The following is a 14,014-nucleotide window of genomic DNA, read 5'->3' as shown; positions in this document are numbered from 1 at the left end:
CGTCCGTCTGAACGCGAAATGGCTAGCGAGGTTTCATACCAACGGCACTAGTTGGGACCCGTTCGGCCGATTATCCGATTAGGTCGTCCGGCCTATCGTCCTGCCCATGGCGAGCGAATTTCAGCGCAGCAAGGTGGACCTGGTGTTCGGCGCGATGGACGTCACCGGCGACGGATATCTGACGGAGGAGGACTTCCGCCTGCTCGCCGAGCGGTGGGCGTCGCTGCGCGGCAGCGACGAGGAGCTGCTGTCCACCGTGATGCTGGGCTGGTGGAACACCCTGCGGCTGGCCGCGGGCGGAGCCGAGAGGGTGACGCTGGACGACGTGCTGAACGTCGTGGACGTGTTGCCCGGCAACATCGAGCCGGTGCTCGGGACGGCCGACGCGATGTTCGGCGCCGTGGACTCCGACGGGGACGACTACGTCTCCGAGGACGAGTACCGGGTGATGATCGAGGCCTGGCTCGGCCGCGAGGGCCGCACCGACTTCACCGTCCTCGACCTCGACGGCGACGGCAGGTTGTCGCGCAACGAGTTCACGACGCTGTGGGCCGAGTTCTGGGCCGGTGACGACCCGGACGCCGCCGGTTCCTACGTGTTCGGACCGGTCCGGACCGCCTGAGCTCCGGGAGGGTCGAGGCACGACGCCCGCCTCGACCCGTCGCCGGACTCGGTCAGGCGCCGTCCTCCAGCTCGCCCTCGGTCTCCAGGTAGGCCGACCGCAGCGCGTCCAGAGTGGACTCCTCCGGGTGCTCCCACATCTTGCGCTCGGCCGCTTCGAGCAGCCGCTCCGCGATGCCGTGCAGCGCCCACGGGTTCGACGTCTGCAGGAACTTCCGCGTCTCCGGGTCGAGCACGTAGCTCTCGGTCAGCTTCTCGTACATCCAGTCCGCGACGACACCGGTCGTGGCGTCGTAGCCGAACAGGTACTCGACCGTCGCCTGCAGCTCGAACGCGCCCTTGTAGCCGTGGTTGCGCATCGCGCCGATCCAGCGCGGGTTCACCACGCGGGCGCGGAAGATCCGCGACGTCTCCTCGGTCAGGGTGCGGGTGCGCACGGCCTCCGGGCGCGTGCTGTCCCCGACGTACGCGGCGGGCGCCTTGCCCGTCAACGCCTTCACCATCGTGACCATGCCGCCGTGGTACTGGAAGTAGTCGTCGGAGTCGGCGATGTCGTGCTCGCGGGTGTCGATGTTCTTGGCCGCCACCGCGATCCGCCGGTACGCCGACTCCATGTCCGCGCGTGCCTCGACACCGTCGACACCGCGGCCGTAGGCGTAGCCGCCCCACACCGCGTACACCTCGGCGATGTCGGAGGAGTCGCGCCAGTTGCGGCTGTCGATCAGCGGCAGCACGCCCGCGCCGTACGCGCCCGGCTTGGACCCGAAGACGCGCAACGTCGCCCGGCGCTGGTCGCCGTGTTCTTCCAGATCCCGCAGCATGTGTGCGCGCACGAAGTTCTGCTCCGCGGGCTCGTCGAGCGCGGCCACCAGCTGCACGGCGTCGTCCAACATGGACACGACGTGCGGGAAGGCGTCGCGGAAGAAGCCGGAGATGCGGACCGTGACGTCGATGCGCGGGCGCTGCAGCTCCTCCGGGGACACGACTTCCAGCCCGGTGACGCGGCGGGACTGGTCGTCCCACACGGGCCGGACGCCGAGCAGTGCGAAGACCTCGGCGATGTCGTCGCCGGCGGTGCGCATCGCGGACGTGCCCCAGACCGACAGGCCGACCGAGGGCGGCCATTCGCCGTCGTTCTCGGACCGGTAGCGCTCCAGCAGCGAGTCGGCCATCGCCTGGCCGGTCTCCCACGCGAGCCGCGACGGGATGGCCTTCGGGTCGACCGAGTAGAAGTTGCGGCCGGTCGGCAGCACGTTCACCAGGCCGCGCAACGGAGAACCCGACGGGCCGGCCGGGATGTAGCCGCCGTCCAGCGCGTGCAGGACGTTCGTCATCTCGTCCGTGGTGCGCGCGAGCCTCGGGACGACCTCGACGGCCGCGAACTCCAGGATCTTCTGCACGTCCGCCGAGGGGTGCAGACCCGCTGCGGCGGAACGGTCCCAGCCCGCGTCCTCCATCGCCTGGACGAGCGCGCGGGCCTCTTCCTCGATCGCGTCCACGTCTTCCCGTGCGGTGCTCGTGAGCCCGAGTGCCTCACGCAGACCTGGCAGCGCGGCGACCTGACCGCCCCACATCTGCCGCGCCTGCAACATCGCGAGCACGAGGTTCACGCGAACGGAACCGGTGGGCGCCTCGCCGAGGACGTGCAGGCCGTCGCGGATCTGGACGTCCTTGACCTCGCACAGCCAGCCGTCGACGTGCAGGATGAACTCGTCGAACTCCGCGTCGTGCGGCCGGTCGTCGAGCCCCAGGTCGTGGTCGAGCTTCGCGGCCTTGATCAGCGTCCAGATCTGCGCGCGGATCGCCGGCACCTTCGCCGGGTCCATCGCGGAGATGTTCCCGTACTCGTCGAGCAGCTGCTCCAGGCGCGCGATGTCGCCGTAGCTGTCGGCGCGGGCCATCGGCGGCACGAGGTGGTCGACCAGCGTGGCGTGCGCACGGCGCTTGGCCTGCGTGCCCTCACCGGGGTCGTTGACGAGGAACGGGTAGATCAGCGGCAGGTCGCCGAGCGCCGCGTCCGTGCCACAGGACGCCGACATGCCGACGGTCTTGCCCGGCAACCACTCCAGGTTGCCGTGCTTGCCGACGTGCACCACCGCGTCCGCGCCGAAGTTCGACTCGATCCACCGGTAGGCGGCGAGGTAGTGGTGCGACGGCGGCAGGTCCGGGTCGTGGTAGATCGCGATCGGGTTCTCGCCGAACCCGCGCGGCGGCTGGACGATCACCGCGACGTTGCCGGACCGCAGCGCGGCCAGCACGATCTCGCCGTCCTCGGACTTGGAGAAGTCGACGAACAACGAGCCGGGCGCCTCGCCCCAGTGCTCGCGCATCGACTCGCGGAAGTCCTCCGGCAGCGTCTCGTGGAACTCGCGGTAGTCGGCCGCGGCGATGCGGATCGGGTTGCTCTCGAACTGCTCCTGCGTGAGCCAGTCGGCGTCCTGGCCACCGGCGGCGATCAGCGCGTGGATCAGCTTGTCGCCGTCGAGCTCGTCGACGCCCGGCAGCTCGTCGCCGATGTCGTACCCGTGCTCCTTCATGGCCTTGAGCAGCCGCACGGTCGACGCGGGCGTGTCGAGCCCGACCGCGTTGCCGATGCGCGAGTGCTTCGTCGGGTACGCCGACAGCATCACGACGACCTTGCGCTCGGCGACCGGGATGTGGCGCAACCGGCCGTGCCGCACGGCGATGCCCGCGACGCGCAGCGCCCGTTCGGGGTCGGCGACGTAGACGGTGAGACCGTCTTCGTCGATCTCCTTGAACGAGAACGGGACCGTGATGATCCGGCCGTCGAACTCCGGGATCGCGACCTGGGTCGCGGTGTCCAAAGGAGACAGTCCGTCGTCGTTGGAATCCCACGTGTCGCGGCTCGACGTGAGGCACAACCCCTGCAGGATCGGTACGTCGAGCGCGGCCAGCGCCCCGACGTCCCACGCGTCGTCGTCACCACCGGCGGACGCCTTGGCGGGGTTCGTGCCCCCGGCGGCGAGCACCGTGACGACCAGCGCGTCGGCCTGCCGGAGGGTGTCGAGCAGCTCGGGTTCGGCGGTGCGCAGCGAGGAGCAGTAGACCGGCAGCGGCTTGCCGCCCTTGGCCTCGATCGCGTCGCACAGGGCGTGGATGAACGCGGTGTTCCCGGCGACGTGGTGCGCGCGGTAGTAGAGCACGGCGACCGTGGGACCGGTCTCCGGCGTGCTCTCCCGCTCCAGCACCCCCCACGTGGGCGTGGCGGCCGGTGCCGCGAAGCCGTGGCCGGTCAGCAGCACGGTGTCGGAGAGGAACTTGTGCAGCTCGGTGAGGTTCGCCGGGCCGCCGTGCGCGAGGTAGAGGTGCGCCTCGGCGCACACGCCACCGGCGACCGTCGACAGCTCCATGAGCGCCGCGTCGGGCTGCATCTCGCCCCCGAGCACGACCACCGGCAGCCCGCTCGCGAGGAGCCAGTCGAGCCCTTCCTCCCACATCCGGCGGCCGCCGAGGATGCGCACGAGGACCAGGTCGACGCCGTCCACCAGCGCGGGGAGGTCGTCGACGGTGGTGCGCGACGGGTTGCCGAGCCGGTACTCGGCACCGCTCGCACGCGCCGACAGCAGGTCGGTGTCGGAGGTCGACAGCAGCAGGATCACGCAGGCTCCATCCCTCGTGGGGTCCTCGCCCCAGGTTGCGGGTGACTGGCGAAGCAGAGTTCCTGACTCCCAGCGGTGTGCTGGTCACAGTGGCGGGACCGCGCCGGATTCACACCGGCTTCCTCCTGCGCTTCGTCGTTCGGGCTCACCCTAACCGGCGGGTTACAGTCCGACCTATGCGTAGTCACCCGGATGCCTGCCCCGGCGCCGTCGAGCTGCACGCCGCGGCCGACGGCGGGCTGGCGCGCATCCGGGTGCCCGGCGGCACGCTTTCCGCTGCTCAGTGGGACGTCGTGCGGGTGGCCGCACTGGAGCTCGGAAACGGTTCAGTGGAACTGACCTCGCGGGCGAACCTCCAGATCAGGGGCCTGCGGGACGGCGTGGAGCTGGGTGCGCGACTGGCCGCGGCGGGCCTGCTGCCGTCGGCCACGCACGAGCGGATGCGCAACATCATCGCGGCGCCGCTGGAGGACAACCAGGGGCTGGTCGACGAGATCGACGCGGCGTTGTGCGCGGACCCGGAACTGGCGGACCTGCCAGGCCGTTTCCTGCTCACGGCAGGGGAGTCGGTGAGCGGGCTGGGCGGCGACTTCGGCCTGGTCAGCGCCCCGGAGGGCACGTTCGCCCTGCTGCTCGCCGGTCGTGACACCGGTGTGCGCGTCACCGACCCCGCCGACGCCGTCCTCACCGCCGCCCGCCTGTTCCAGCGGCTGCGCGGCCCGGCCTGGCGCCTGTCCGAAGTGGACGACGGTGTGCGAAAGATCACCGCTCACTTCGGCACGACGGACGCCCCGCGCATCACCCCTGCTGTGACTCCTGTCGCACCTTCACCGTTGACCCCGGGCGTTCCACTAGGCCGCCTCGACGCGCACCAGCTTCCGGGCGTCGCCCTCCGCCTGACGCCGTGGCGCGGCCTGGTCGTGCCCGCCGGCACCGACACCTCCGGCCTGATCACGGACCCCGGCTCCCCCTGGCACGGTGTGAGCGCCTGCACCGGCCGCCCCGGCTGCGCGAAGTCGCTCTCCGACGTGCGGGCCGACGCCCGCGCGTGGCTCGGAACCCCGCACGACCGGCCCGTTCACTGGTCGGGCTGTGCCCGCCGCTGCGGTCGTCCCGCCGGTGATGTGATCGAGTTCGTCGCGACCGGCGACGGCTACGAGGAGATCAGGTGACGCAGTACATCAAGGACGGGGCGGAGATCTACCGCCAGTCCTTCGCCACCATTCGCGCGGAGTCGGACCTCACCAGGTTCCCGGCAGACGTCGCGAAGGTCGTCGTCCGCATGATCCACGCGTGCGGTATGACCGACCTGCCCGACGACGTCGCGTTCTCCGCGAACGTCGTGCGTGACGCCAGGGAGGCGTTGCACGACGGCGCGCCGATCCTGTGCGACGCCAACATGGTCGCGTCCGGCGTGACCCGCCGCCGGCTGCCGAAGGACAACGAAGTCCTTTGCTACCTCCAGGATCCGCGCACACCCTTACGAGCGCAGGAGATCGGCAACACGCGCAGCGCCGCCGCCCTCGAACTGCTCGCGGACCGCTTTGACGGCGCGGTGATCGCGATCGGCAACGCCCCCACCGCGCTGTTCCACCTCCTCGACCTGATCGCCGCGGGAGCCCCGAAGCCGGCGGCGGTTCTGGGCATCCCGGTCGGGTTCATCGGGGCGGCGGAGTCCAAGGAAGCTTTGGCCGCAACGGATCTGGAGCACCTCGTGGTGCGCGGCCGGCGCGGCGGCAGTGCCATGACGGCGGCGGCCATCAACGCGATCGCGAGCGAGGAAGAGTGATGACGGGCAAGCTCTACGGCGTCGGCGTGGGTCCCGGCGACCCGGAACTCGTGACGGTGAAGGCCGCACGGCTCATCCACGACGCCGACGTGATCGCGTTCCACAGCGCCCGCCACGGCCGCAGCAACGCGAAGACCGTTGCGGCGCCGTACTTCCGCGACGGCCAGATCATGGAACAGCTCGTCTACCCGGTCACCACCGAGGACACGGACGACTACCAGGGCGAGATCGACGCGTTCTACGAGGAGGCCGCCGCCACGCTGGCCGCGCACCTCGACGCCGGGCGTGACGTCGTCGTGCTCGCGGCGGGCGACCCGTTCTTCTACGGCTCGTACATGCACATGCACAAGCGCCTCAAAGACCGCTATGAGTGGGAGGTCGTCCCCGGCGTCACGTCCGTGAGCGGGGCGAGCGCCGTCCTCGGCACCCCGCTCGTGGAACGCGACGAGGTGCTCACGATCCTGCCCGGAACGCTGCCGCCCGACGAGCTCGCGTCCCGGCTCGCCGACACCGACTGCGCCGCGATCCTCAAGCTGGGCCGCACCTTCGGCAACGTCCGCGAGGCGCTCGAAGCTTCCGGCAGGCTCGACGGCGCGTGGTACGTGGAGCGCGCCACCACCACGCGGCAGAAGATGTCGCCGCTGGCCGACGTCGACCCCGAGTCCGTCCCGTACTTCTCGATCGCGCTGCTGCCGAGCCGGTCCAAGCCCGCCAAGCCGAAGGGCGAGGTCGTGGTCGTCGGCCTCGGCCCCGGTACCCGCGCGTGGCTCACCCCGGAGGCCCGCCAAGAGCTCGAAGCCGCCGACGAACTGGTCGGCTACAGCACCTATCTCGACCGCGTGCCGGAACGTCCCGGCCAGCAGCGGCACTCCTCGCACAACCAGGTCGAGTCCGAACGCGCTGCCTTCGCGCTGGACCTGGCGCGCAAGGGCTCGCGGGTCGCGGTCGTGTCGTCGGGCGATCCCGGCGTGTTCGCCATGGCCACCGCGGTGCTGGAGGTCGCGGCGGAGACCCAGGACGTGCCGGTGCGCGTCATCCCCGGTGTGACGGCCGCGAACGCCGTGGCGGCCAAGGCGGGCGCGCCGCTCGGGCACGACTACGCGGTGATCTCCTTGAGCGACCGGCTCAAGCCGTGGGACGTCATCGCCGAACGCCTCGAGGCCACCGCCAAGGCCGACCTGGTCGTCGCGATCTACAACCCGGCCTCCAAGGCTCGCACGCACCAGGTCGCGGACATGCGAGACCTTCTGTTGCGGCACCGCGAACCGGAAACTCCGGTGGTCGTGGGACGCGACGTCGGCGGCCCCGAGGAGGAGATCCGTGTGCTCACGCTCGGCACCCTCGCCCCCGACACGATCGACATGCGTTGCCTGCTGATCATCGGTTCGTCGCAGACCGTCGTCACGGACGCGGGCGTGGTGTTCACGCCGCGCCGCTACCCGTCCTGACCACGTCCGCACCCTCCGCGCCGGCAACGGCCGGCGCGGAGGGTGCGGAGGGCCGGGTTCAGGTGATGATGCGTCCGCCGGAGCGGAACGACCCCGTGAGCGGCTGATAACCGTCCGTCCACGTCACCTGGGCCGCCATCACGCTGTCGGTCCTGCCCGTGAACCCGTCGTAGAGCACGTGGTGGGAGCACGTCGCGGACGGGCCGGGCGTTGTGCACAGCGGGCTGGTCGGCGGGATGATGCTGGTGCCCTTGCGGATGCCGATGATCATGCTGATGTCCTTGACCAGGGGCGACAACTGGTTGGTCGCGGTGTCCCGGCAGGCGATGGCCCACGTGACGTGGAGCTGACCGTCGTAGAGGGTGACGTCGTTGCCGACGCCGACCTCGCAGCGGATCGCGGCCGCGGACACGTCCCCCTGGGCGGACAGCCCGATGACGGGCCCGCTGAACACGACCCGCGGTGCGGCCGGCACCGCTGTCGCGGCTGACGCGGTGCCGGCCGCACCGGCACTCAGCAGCAGGACGGACAGGAAGCAGGCGATCCGCCTGAATCCACCCAACATGCGCTTCTCCTTGCGTTCGTCATGTGGATCGGGACGCAGGCCAGCGTGGACGCCCGGTTTCGTGCGGCCACACAACGTTCTGCGAATCGGCTGTTCAGTGGTGCCGCCCTGGGTGCCTCCGGGAATAAGCAGGAATTCGCACATCGCCGTGCCGCGATCGGAGGGGGAGCTGCGCGGGTGAGGGTGGAGCTGCGGGTGCTGGGCCAGGTCGAGGTCTTCGTCGACGGAACGCGGGTGGACCTCGGGCACGCCCGCCAGCGGTACGTGCTGGCGACGTTGCTGGTCGAGGCCAACCAGGTGGTCTCCACCGACCAGCTGGTGGACCGGATCTGGGGCGAGCGCCCGCCCCGGCGGGCCCGGCAGTTGGTGAGCAACTACCTGTCGCGGCTGCGCATCCTGCTGTCCGCCAGTGGCGTCGCGGACGAGGTGGTGATCGAGCGGCGCGGTGGCGGCTACGTCCTGCTGGCCGCACCCGGTCAGGTGGACGTGCACCGGTTCCGGCGCCTGGTCGCCGATGCCCGCGCCGACGCCGACGAGGTCCATGCGTCGGAACTGCTGGAGCAGGCCGCGCAGGTGTGGCGTGGTGAGGCGCTGGCCGGGCTGGACACGCCGTGGATCGCCACGCTGCGCCAGGAACTCGAGCGCGAGCGGTTCGCCGCCGACACCGACCGCCTCGAACTGGCGCTGCGCCAAGGCCGGCACGCCGCGCTGCTGCCCGAGTTGACCACGCGTGCCCAGGCGCACCCGCTGGACGAGCGCATCACGGCCCAGCTCATGCTCGCTCTGTACCGCAGCGGTCGTCAGGCCGACGCGCTGGAGCGCTACGAGCGGCTGCGCGTCCTGCTGGCCGAGGAGCTCGGCGTCGATCCCCGGCCGCCCCTGCGAGAACTCCACCAGAGGATGCTGGCCGCCGATCCCGGCCTCGCCGCCCAGGAGAACCGGTCACCGGTGGTACCGCGCCAGCTGCCGGCCGCTCCCGCGCTGTTCACCGGCCGGACCCTCGAACTGGCCGAGCTGGACCGCGCCCTCACCGGCGCCCGCAACGGCCGGGCCACGGCTGGAACGGTGGTGATCTCGGCGATCGGCGGCGCCGGCGGGATCGGCAAGACGTGGCTGGCCCTCACGTGGGCGCACCGCAACCTGCACCGGTTCCCCGACGGCCAGTTGTTCGTCGACCTGCACGGGTTCAGCCCCACCGGCCGGCTGACCGAGCCCGCCGACGCGCTGCGCGGATTCCTCAACGCCCTGGGCCAGGACGCCGATCACCTCCCGTCCGACCTGGACGCGGCGGCCTCGCTGTACCGGAGCCTGGTGGCGGGCAAGCGGATGCTCGTCGTCCTGGACAACGCCGCCACCGCCGACCAGGTCGTCCCCCTGCTGCCCGGCAGCCCGGACTGCACCGTGCTGGTCACCGGCCGCACCACCCTGTCCTCGTTGATCGACCGCCACGGAGCCCGCCACCTGCCCCTCGACGTCCTCACCCACGGCGAGGCCCGCGCCCTGCTGGCCACCCGCCTGGGCGAACGGCGGATCAACGCCGAACCCGGCCTGACCGACGACCTGATCGAACTGTGCGGACGCCACCCCCTGGCCCTGGCGATCACCGTCCGCCACGCCACCACCCACCCCACCATCCCGCTCGCGGAGCACACCGCGGAACTGCGCGACCTCGGGCTGGCGGTGCTCGACCACGACATCGACCCCACCGCCAGCCTGCCGGCCGTGCTGTCGTGGTCCCTGCACCACCTCACCGACGAGCAACGCGTCACGTTCGCGCTGCTGGGAATCGCCCCCGGTCCGGACATCGACCTGCCCACCGCCGCGGCCCTCACCGGTCTGTCCCCGGCGCGGACTCGCAAGGTCCTGCGCGCGCTGGAGGAGCACTCACTGCTCGACCGGCACCCGCACGGCCGTTTTCGAATGCACGACCTGGTCCGCTCCTACGCCGCGGAGACAGCCCGTGACCTCCTCGAACCGGTGCGGCGGGCGGCGGTGGACCGGGTGGTCGACTTCTACCTGCACACCACGGACGCGGCCGACCGCCTCCTCGAACCCCACCGCCCGCCGATCCCGCTCGACCCGCCCGCTCCCGGGGTCCACCCCCACCCGTTGACCGACCGCGCCACCACGCTGGCCTGGTTGGATGTCCACCATCCCCATCTGCTGGCCGCCCAGCACACCGCCGCCGCCCACGACCGTCCCCAGGTCGTGTGGCACCTGGCCTGGGCGCTGGCCACGTTCCACCTGAGGCGGGGACACCGCCACGACGACCTGGCCGTCTGGCAGGCCGCCGTCGACGCCGCCGAACGACTGCCCGATCCCGCCGCCCTCGTCCACGCCCGCCGGCGGCTCGGCCACGCGCACGCGGAGTTGGGACAGCACGAGCAAGCCGTCGCCCATCTGCACCGCGCCCTCGCCGTGGCCGAAGACCACCACGACCCCGCCCAGCAGGCCCGGACACACCACGCCCTCGCGTGGGCCTGGGGACAACAGGGAGACAACCGGCAGGCATTGGCACACGCCCGTCGTGCCGTGGCACTCCTGCGCGACCTGGACGAGCCGGTGTGGGAAGCCGACGCCCTCAACACGGTGGGCTGGCACGCCGCACACCTGGGCGACTACGACACCGCCCGCTCGCATTGCCGGGCAGCCCTCGACCTGCACCGGCACCAGCAGGACCGCGACGGCGAGGCGGACTGCCTGGACAGCCTGGGTTTCATCGCCCACCGCACCGGTGACCACCGGCGGGCCATCGATCACTATCGCGAGGCACTCGCCCTCTTCCGCAGCGTCGGCAACGCCGTCGAGGCCGCCGTCACCCTCGAAAACCTCGGCCATCCCCACGTCGCGCTCGGCGAAGTCGCGCAGGCCCGTTCGGTGTGGCGGGAAGCGCTGGAGCTCTACCGGCAGCAGGGCCGTGACAACGATGTCGCCCGCGTCCAGCGGCAACTCGACGACCTCGACAGGTCAGCGGCCCAGCCAGCCGAGCGCGCCCTCCACGGTGTCCACCACCTGGGCGGGCGGTAGCGGTGGCCGCCGCACGATCACGACCGGAACGCGGAGCTGACGCGCGGCTTCGAGCTTGGCCGAGGTCATCGAACCGCCGCTGTCCTTCGTGACCAGCACGTCGATCCGGCGAGAGCGCATCAGCTCCAGCTCACCGTCCACAACGAACGGGCCTCGGGACAGCAGCACCTCGATCCGTTGCGGCATCGGCGGTTCCGGCGGCTCGACCATCCGCGCCAGGAACCACTGCGGGCACCCGGCGAACTCCGCGAGATCCTGCCGCCCGGTCGTCAGGAACACCCGCTCGCCCGGCAGGTTCCGCGCGGCTTCGGCCACGCTGCCGACCCAGTGCCATCCGTCGACCGGCGTGAACCCGGGACGGCGCAGGATCAGGAACGGCACACCGACCCGCGCACAGGCCTCGAAAGCGTTCGCGGTGATCTGCCGCGCGAACGGATGCGTGGCATCGACAACGGCATCAACCCGGTTGTCCCGCAACCACTGCGCCAGCCCGTCGACCCCTCCGAACCCACCGATCCGCACCTCGCCGGCGGGAAGGGCGGGGTTGCTGACCCGGCCGGCCAGCGAGGAGACAGCGGTCACCCGGGAAGCCAGTTCGCGCGCCTCCCCCGTCCCCCCGAGGATCAGGATCATCGAACGCGCGCGGCCGAGTACAGGTGGCTGTCCGGGAACTGCGTCGCCCCCAGCACCTGCCCCACGATGATCACCGCGGTCCGCCTGATCCCGGCGGCCTCGACCTGCGCGGCGATGTCGTCCAGCGTCCCCCGCAGCACGACCTCGTCCTCCCGGGACGCGTACGCGACGACCGCGACCGGGCAGTCCCACCCGTAGTTCGGCGCCAGTTCCGCCACGACGTCCGAGATCCGCTGCACGGCGAGGTGCAGCACGAGGGTCGCGTGGCTGCGTCCCAGCGTGTCCAGGTCCTCGCCCTCGGGCATCGGCGTGGCGCGCTGCGAGGTCCGCGTGAGGATCACCGTCTGCCCGACGCCGGGCACCGTCAGCTCGCGCTGCAACGACGCCGCCGCGGCCGCGTAGGCCGGCACCCCGGGCGTCACGTCGTAGTCGATGCCCAGCGCGTCCAACCGGCGCATCTGCTCGGCCATCGCACTGAACACCGACGGGTCGCCGGAGTGCAGCCGGGCCACGTCCAGCCCCTGCTCCGAGGCCGCGACGAGCTCGGCGACGATCTCGTCCAGCGTCAGCTCGGCCGTGTCGACCTTCCGCGCCCCGGCGGGGCAGAAGTCCAGCAACTCCTCCGGCACCAGCGCACCGGCGTAGAGGCAGACGGACGACGACTCGATCAGCGACCGCCCCCGCACCGTGATCAGGTCGGCCGCTCCGGGCCCGGCCCCGATGAAGTGCACGGTCACTTCGTCACGCTCCACGTCGTCACGGGCATGTGCGGCCGCCAGCCGGTGAACTTGCCGACCGACGAGCCGCGGTTCACCGCGATCCGCACCAGGTCACCGCCGAGCCGCGCGTACCACTGCGCCACCACGGCCTCGGATTCGAGCGTCACCGCGTTGACGACCAGACGACCACCCGCGGCCAGCGCGTCCCAGCAGGACTGCAGCACGCCGGGCACGGTCACCCCGCCGCCGATGAAGATCGCGTCGGGCTTCTCCAGCCCTTCCAACGCCTCCGGCGCCCGTCCGATGTGGACCTCGACACCGGGCACACCCAGAGACGCAGCGTTACCCCGGATTCGCTCTGCGCGTTCGTCCGACTGCTCGATGGCGATCGCGCGGCACGTCGGGTGCGTGCGCGCCCACTCGATCGCGATGGAACCCGATCCCGCGCCGACGTCCCACAGCAGCTGCCCGGGCAGCGGCGCCAATCTCGACAGCGAAATAGCCCGCACCTCTCGCTTCGTCAGCTGGCCATCGGAGTCGTACACGTCATCGGGCAGGCCGGGGACCCTCGAGAGAGCGCTCCCGTCGTACTCGATCGCGATCACGCACAGCGGGTCCGAGTCCTGCCCGAACCAAGGGTAAACCCGCTCGGCGGGACCACCTAGCTGTTCGAGCACCGTGATCGATCCGGCGATCCCCGCGACCGTCGCGGGGTCACCGCCCAGCACGAGCACGCGCCGTCCCGGCGTCAGCACGGGGCGTAGCAGATCGACCGGGCGCGCCACCAGCGACACGACCTCGACCTCGTTCAACGCCCACCCGAGCCGCGCGCAGGCCAAAGACACCGACGACGGGTGCGGGACCACGCGCACCCGTTCCCCCAGCAACCGGACCAAAGTGGTCCCGATGCCGTGGAACATCGGGTCACCCGACGCCAGAACGCACACGTCCCGGTACTTCTCGAACAACGCGGGCAAGGCCGGCACCAGCGGCGACGGCCACGCGACCCGTTCGAACTCCCCCGGTACCAGGTCGAGCTGCCGCCGCGACCCCATCAGCACACGCGAGCTGGAAACGGCCTGTTGAGCCGCAGGGGAAAGCCCGTCCCAGCCGTCGGCGCCGATGCCGACGACCACGACGTCAGACGCTGCCGGAGACACGCTTCACCTGGATCTCGATCACCACGCGCGTCGGGTTGACGCGCGGCTGCTTGTAGCGCGCCGCATACCGCTGCTCGGCGTCCCTGACGGATTCCACGTCGTCGCGCACGACGGCAGGACCCTCCAACGTGGACCAACGCCGACCGTCCACCTGGCACACCGCGGCATACCCGGCCCTGCGGGCGTGCTTGACCTTCCAGGACCCGCCGTCGGTGATGATCCGCGCGATCCCGGTCTCCTGGTCGAGCGTGACCCCGACCGGAACAACCTGCACGGTCCCGTCCGGACGAACGGTGGACATCGTGCACAGGTGGCGTTCCGCCCAGAACTCGGTGAACTCGGGGCCGCGCTCGATCGACATGGTCCGCATCATAGGTGGGCGCAGCGATGCGGCCCGTCACCAGGAGGAGGTGACGGGCCGCACTTCAGAGC

The 14,014-nt window shown here is 71.2% G+C and carries 11 protein-coding genes and 1 riboswitch; of the genes, 5 read left to right on the top strand and 6 right to left on the bottom strand.

All coding sequences use genetic code 11. From position 1 onward, the window contains the following. Nucleotides 1-106 precede the first annotated feature (106 nt). Nucleotides 107-622, top strand: coding sequence for an EF-hand domain-containing protein (locus tag ND450_RS44165; protein WP_253323881.1), 516 nt, complete (start codon nucleotides 107-109; stop codon nucleotides 620-622). Nucleotides 623-674: 52 nt separating this feature from the next. On the opposite strand, the gene cobN is transcribed toward ND450_RS44165, so the two are convergent. Next, entirely contained in the window at nucleotides 675-4,241 is a 3,567-nt protein-coding gene (cobN, locus tag ND450_RS44160; protein ID WP_253323880.1) for a cobaltochelatase subunit CobN, read from the bottom strand. 34 nt (nucleotides 4,242-4,275) lie between these two features. Beyond that, nucleotides 4,276-4,409: riboswitch (cobalamin riboswitch) on the bottom strand. A gap of 8 nt (nucleotides 4,410-4,417) precedes the next feature. Between cobN and ND450_RS44155 the strand changes: the two genes are divergently transcribed. The 3 genes from ND450_RS44155 to ND450_RS44145 are packed head-to-tail and all read left to right on the top strand — an operon-like array spanning nucleotide 4,418 to nucleotide 7,478. Further along, on the top strand, nucleotides 4,418-5,413 hold the full coding sequence (locus ND450_RS44155; protein WP_253323879.1) for a hypothetical protein: 996 nt from the start codon (nucleotides 4,418-4,420) through the stop codon (nucleotides 5,411-5,413). After that, nucleotides 5,410-6,030 carry a precorrin-8X methylmutase gene (locus ND450_RS44150; protein ID WP_253323878.1) on the top strand — a complete coding sequence of 207 codons (621 nt, stop codon included), beginning with the start codon at nucleotides 5,410-5,412 and terminating at the stop codon, nucleotides 6,028-6,030. The genes ND450_RS44155 and ND450_RS44150 overlap by 4 nt, the downstream gene beginning before the upstream one ends. Further along, nucleotides 6,030-7,478: a precorrin-2 C(20)-methyltransferase gene (locus tag ND450_RS44145; protein ID WP_253323877.1), complete on the top strand. Its 1,449-nt coding sequence runs from the start codon at nucleotides 6,030-6,032 to the stop codon at nucleotides 7,476-7,478. Before ND450_RS44150 ends, ND450_RS44145 begins: the two co-directional genes overlap by 1 nt. Before the next feature lie 58 nt (nucleotides 7,479-7,536). On the opposite strand, the gene ND450_RS44140 is transcribed toward ND450_RS44145, so the two are convergent. Further along, nucleotides 7,537-8,043 (bottom strand): hypothetical protein, encoded by a 507-nt coding sequence (locus ND450_RS44140; protein WP_253323876.1) that lies wholly within the window; start codon nucleotides 8,041-8,043, stop codon nucleotides 7,537-7,539. A gap of 177 nt (nucleotides 8,044-8,220) precedes the next feature. Between ND450_RS44140 and ND450_RS44135 the strand changes: the two genes are divergently transcribed. Beyond that, nucleotides 8,221-11,070: a BTAD domain-containing putative transcriptional regulator gene (locus tag ND450_RS44135; RefSeq protein WP_253323875.1), complete on the top strand. Its 2,850-nt coding sequence runs from the start codon at nucleotides 8,221-8,223 to the stop codon at nucleotides 11,068-11,070. Here ND450_RS44135 and ND450_RS44130 read toward each other — a convergent pair. The 4 genes from ND450_RS44130 to ND450_RS44115 are packed head-to-tail and all read right to left on the bottom strand — an operon-like array spanning nucleotide 11,011 to nucleotide 13,952. Then, nucleotides 11,011-11,703 carry a cobalt-precorrin-6A reductase gene (locus ND450_RS44130; RefSeq protein WP_253323874.1) on the bottom strand — a complete coding sequence of 231 codons (693 nt, stop codon included), beginning with the start codon at nucleotides 11,701-11,703 and terminating at the stop codon, nucleotides 11,011-11,013. The genes ND450_RS44135 and ND450_RS44130 overlap by 60 nt on opposite strands. Continuing rightward, nucleotides 11,700-12,440, bottom strand: coding sequence for a precorrin-4 C(11)-methyltransferase (gene cobM / locus ND450_RS44125; protein ID WP_253323873.1), 741 nt, complete (start codon nucleotides 12,438-12,440; stop codon nucleotides 11,700-11,702). Before cobM ends, ND450_RS44130 begins: the two co-directional genes overlap by 4 nt. After that, nucleotides 12,437-13,582, bottom strand: a complete 1,146-nt coding sequence (gene cbiE, locus ND450_RS44120; protein ID WP_253323872.1) for a precorrin-6y C5,15-methyltransferase (decarboxylating) subunit CbiE — start codon at nucleotides 13,580-13,582, stop codon at nucleotides 12,437-12,439. Before cbiE ends, cobM begins: the two co-directional genes overlap by 4 nt. Beyond that, the gene (locus tag ND450_RS44115) at nucleotides 13,563-13,952 is read right to left on the bottom strand and encodes a PPOX class F420-dependent oxidoreductase (protein WP_253328153.1); all 390 of its coding nucleotides are present in this window, start codon (nucleotides 13,950-13,952) and stop codon (nucleotides 13,563-13,565) included. Before ND450_RS44115 ends, cbiE begins: the two co-directional genes overlap by 20 nt. Between the last annotated feature and the right edge of the window lie 62 nt (nucleotides 13,953-14,014).

This window comes from Lentzea sp. HUAS12, assembly GCF_024125735.1.
Classification (GTDB): domain Bacteria; phylum Actinomycetota; class Actinomycetes; order Mycobacteriales; family Pseudonocardiaceae; genus Lentzea; species Lentzea albida.
This window is presented reverse-complemented; position numbering and strand designations above follow the sequence as displayed.

Excerpts from the sequence above, each read along its gene's own strand:
- ND450_RS44115 (WP_253328153.1), bottom strand. The coding sequence starts at position 13,952 with ATGCGGACCATGTCGATCGAGCGCGGCCCCGAGTTCACCGAGTTCTGG.
- ND450_RS44165 (WP_253323881.1), top strand. The coding sequence starts at position 107 with ATGGCGAGCGAATTTCAGCGCAGCAAGGTGGACCTGGTGTTCGGCGCG.
- ND450_RS44155 (WP_253323879.1), top strand. The coding sequence starts at position 4,418 with ATGCGTAGTCACCCGGATGCCTGCCCCGGCGCCGTCGAGCTGCACGCC.
- ND450_RS44130 (WP_253323874.1), bottom strand. The coding sequence starts at position 11,703 with ATGATCCTGATCCTCGGGGGGACGGGGGAGGCGCGCGAACTGGCTTCC.
- ND450_RS44140 (WP_253323876.1), bottom strand. The coding sequence starts at position 8,043 with ATGTTGGGTGGATTCAGGCGGATCGCCTGCTTCCTGTCCGTCCTGCTG.
- ND450_RS44145 (WP_253323877.1), top strand. The coding sequence starts at position 6,030 with ATGACGGGCAAGCTCTACGGCGTCGGCGTGGGTCCCGGCGACCCGGAA.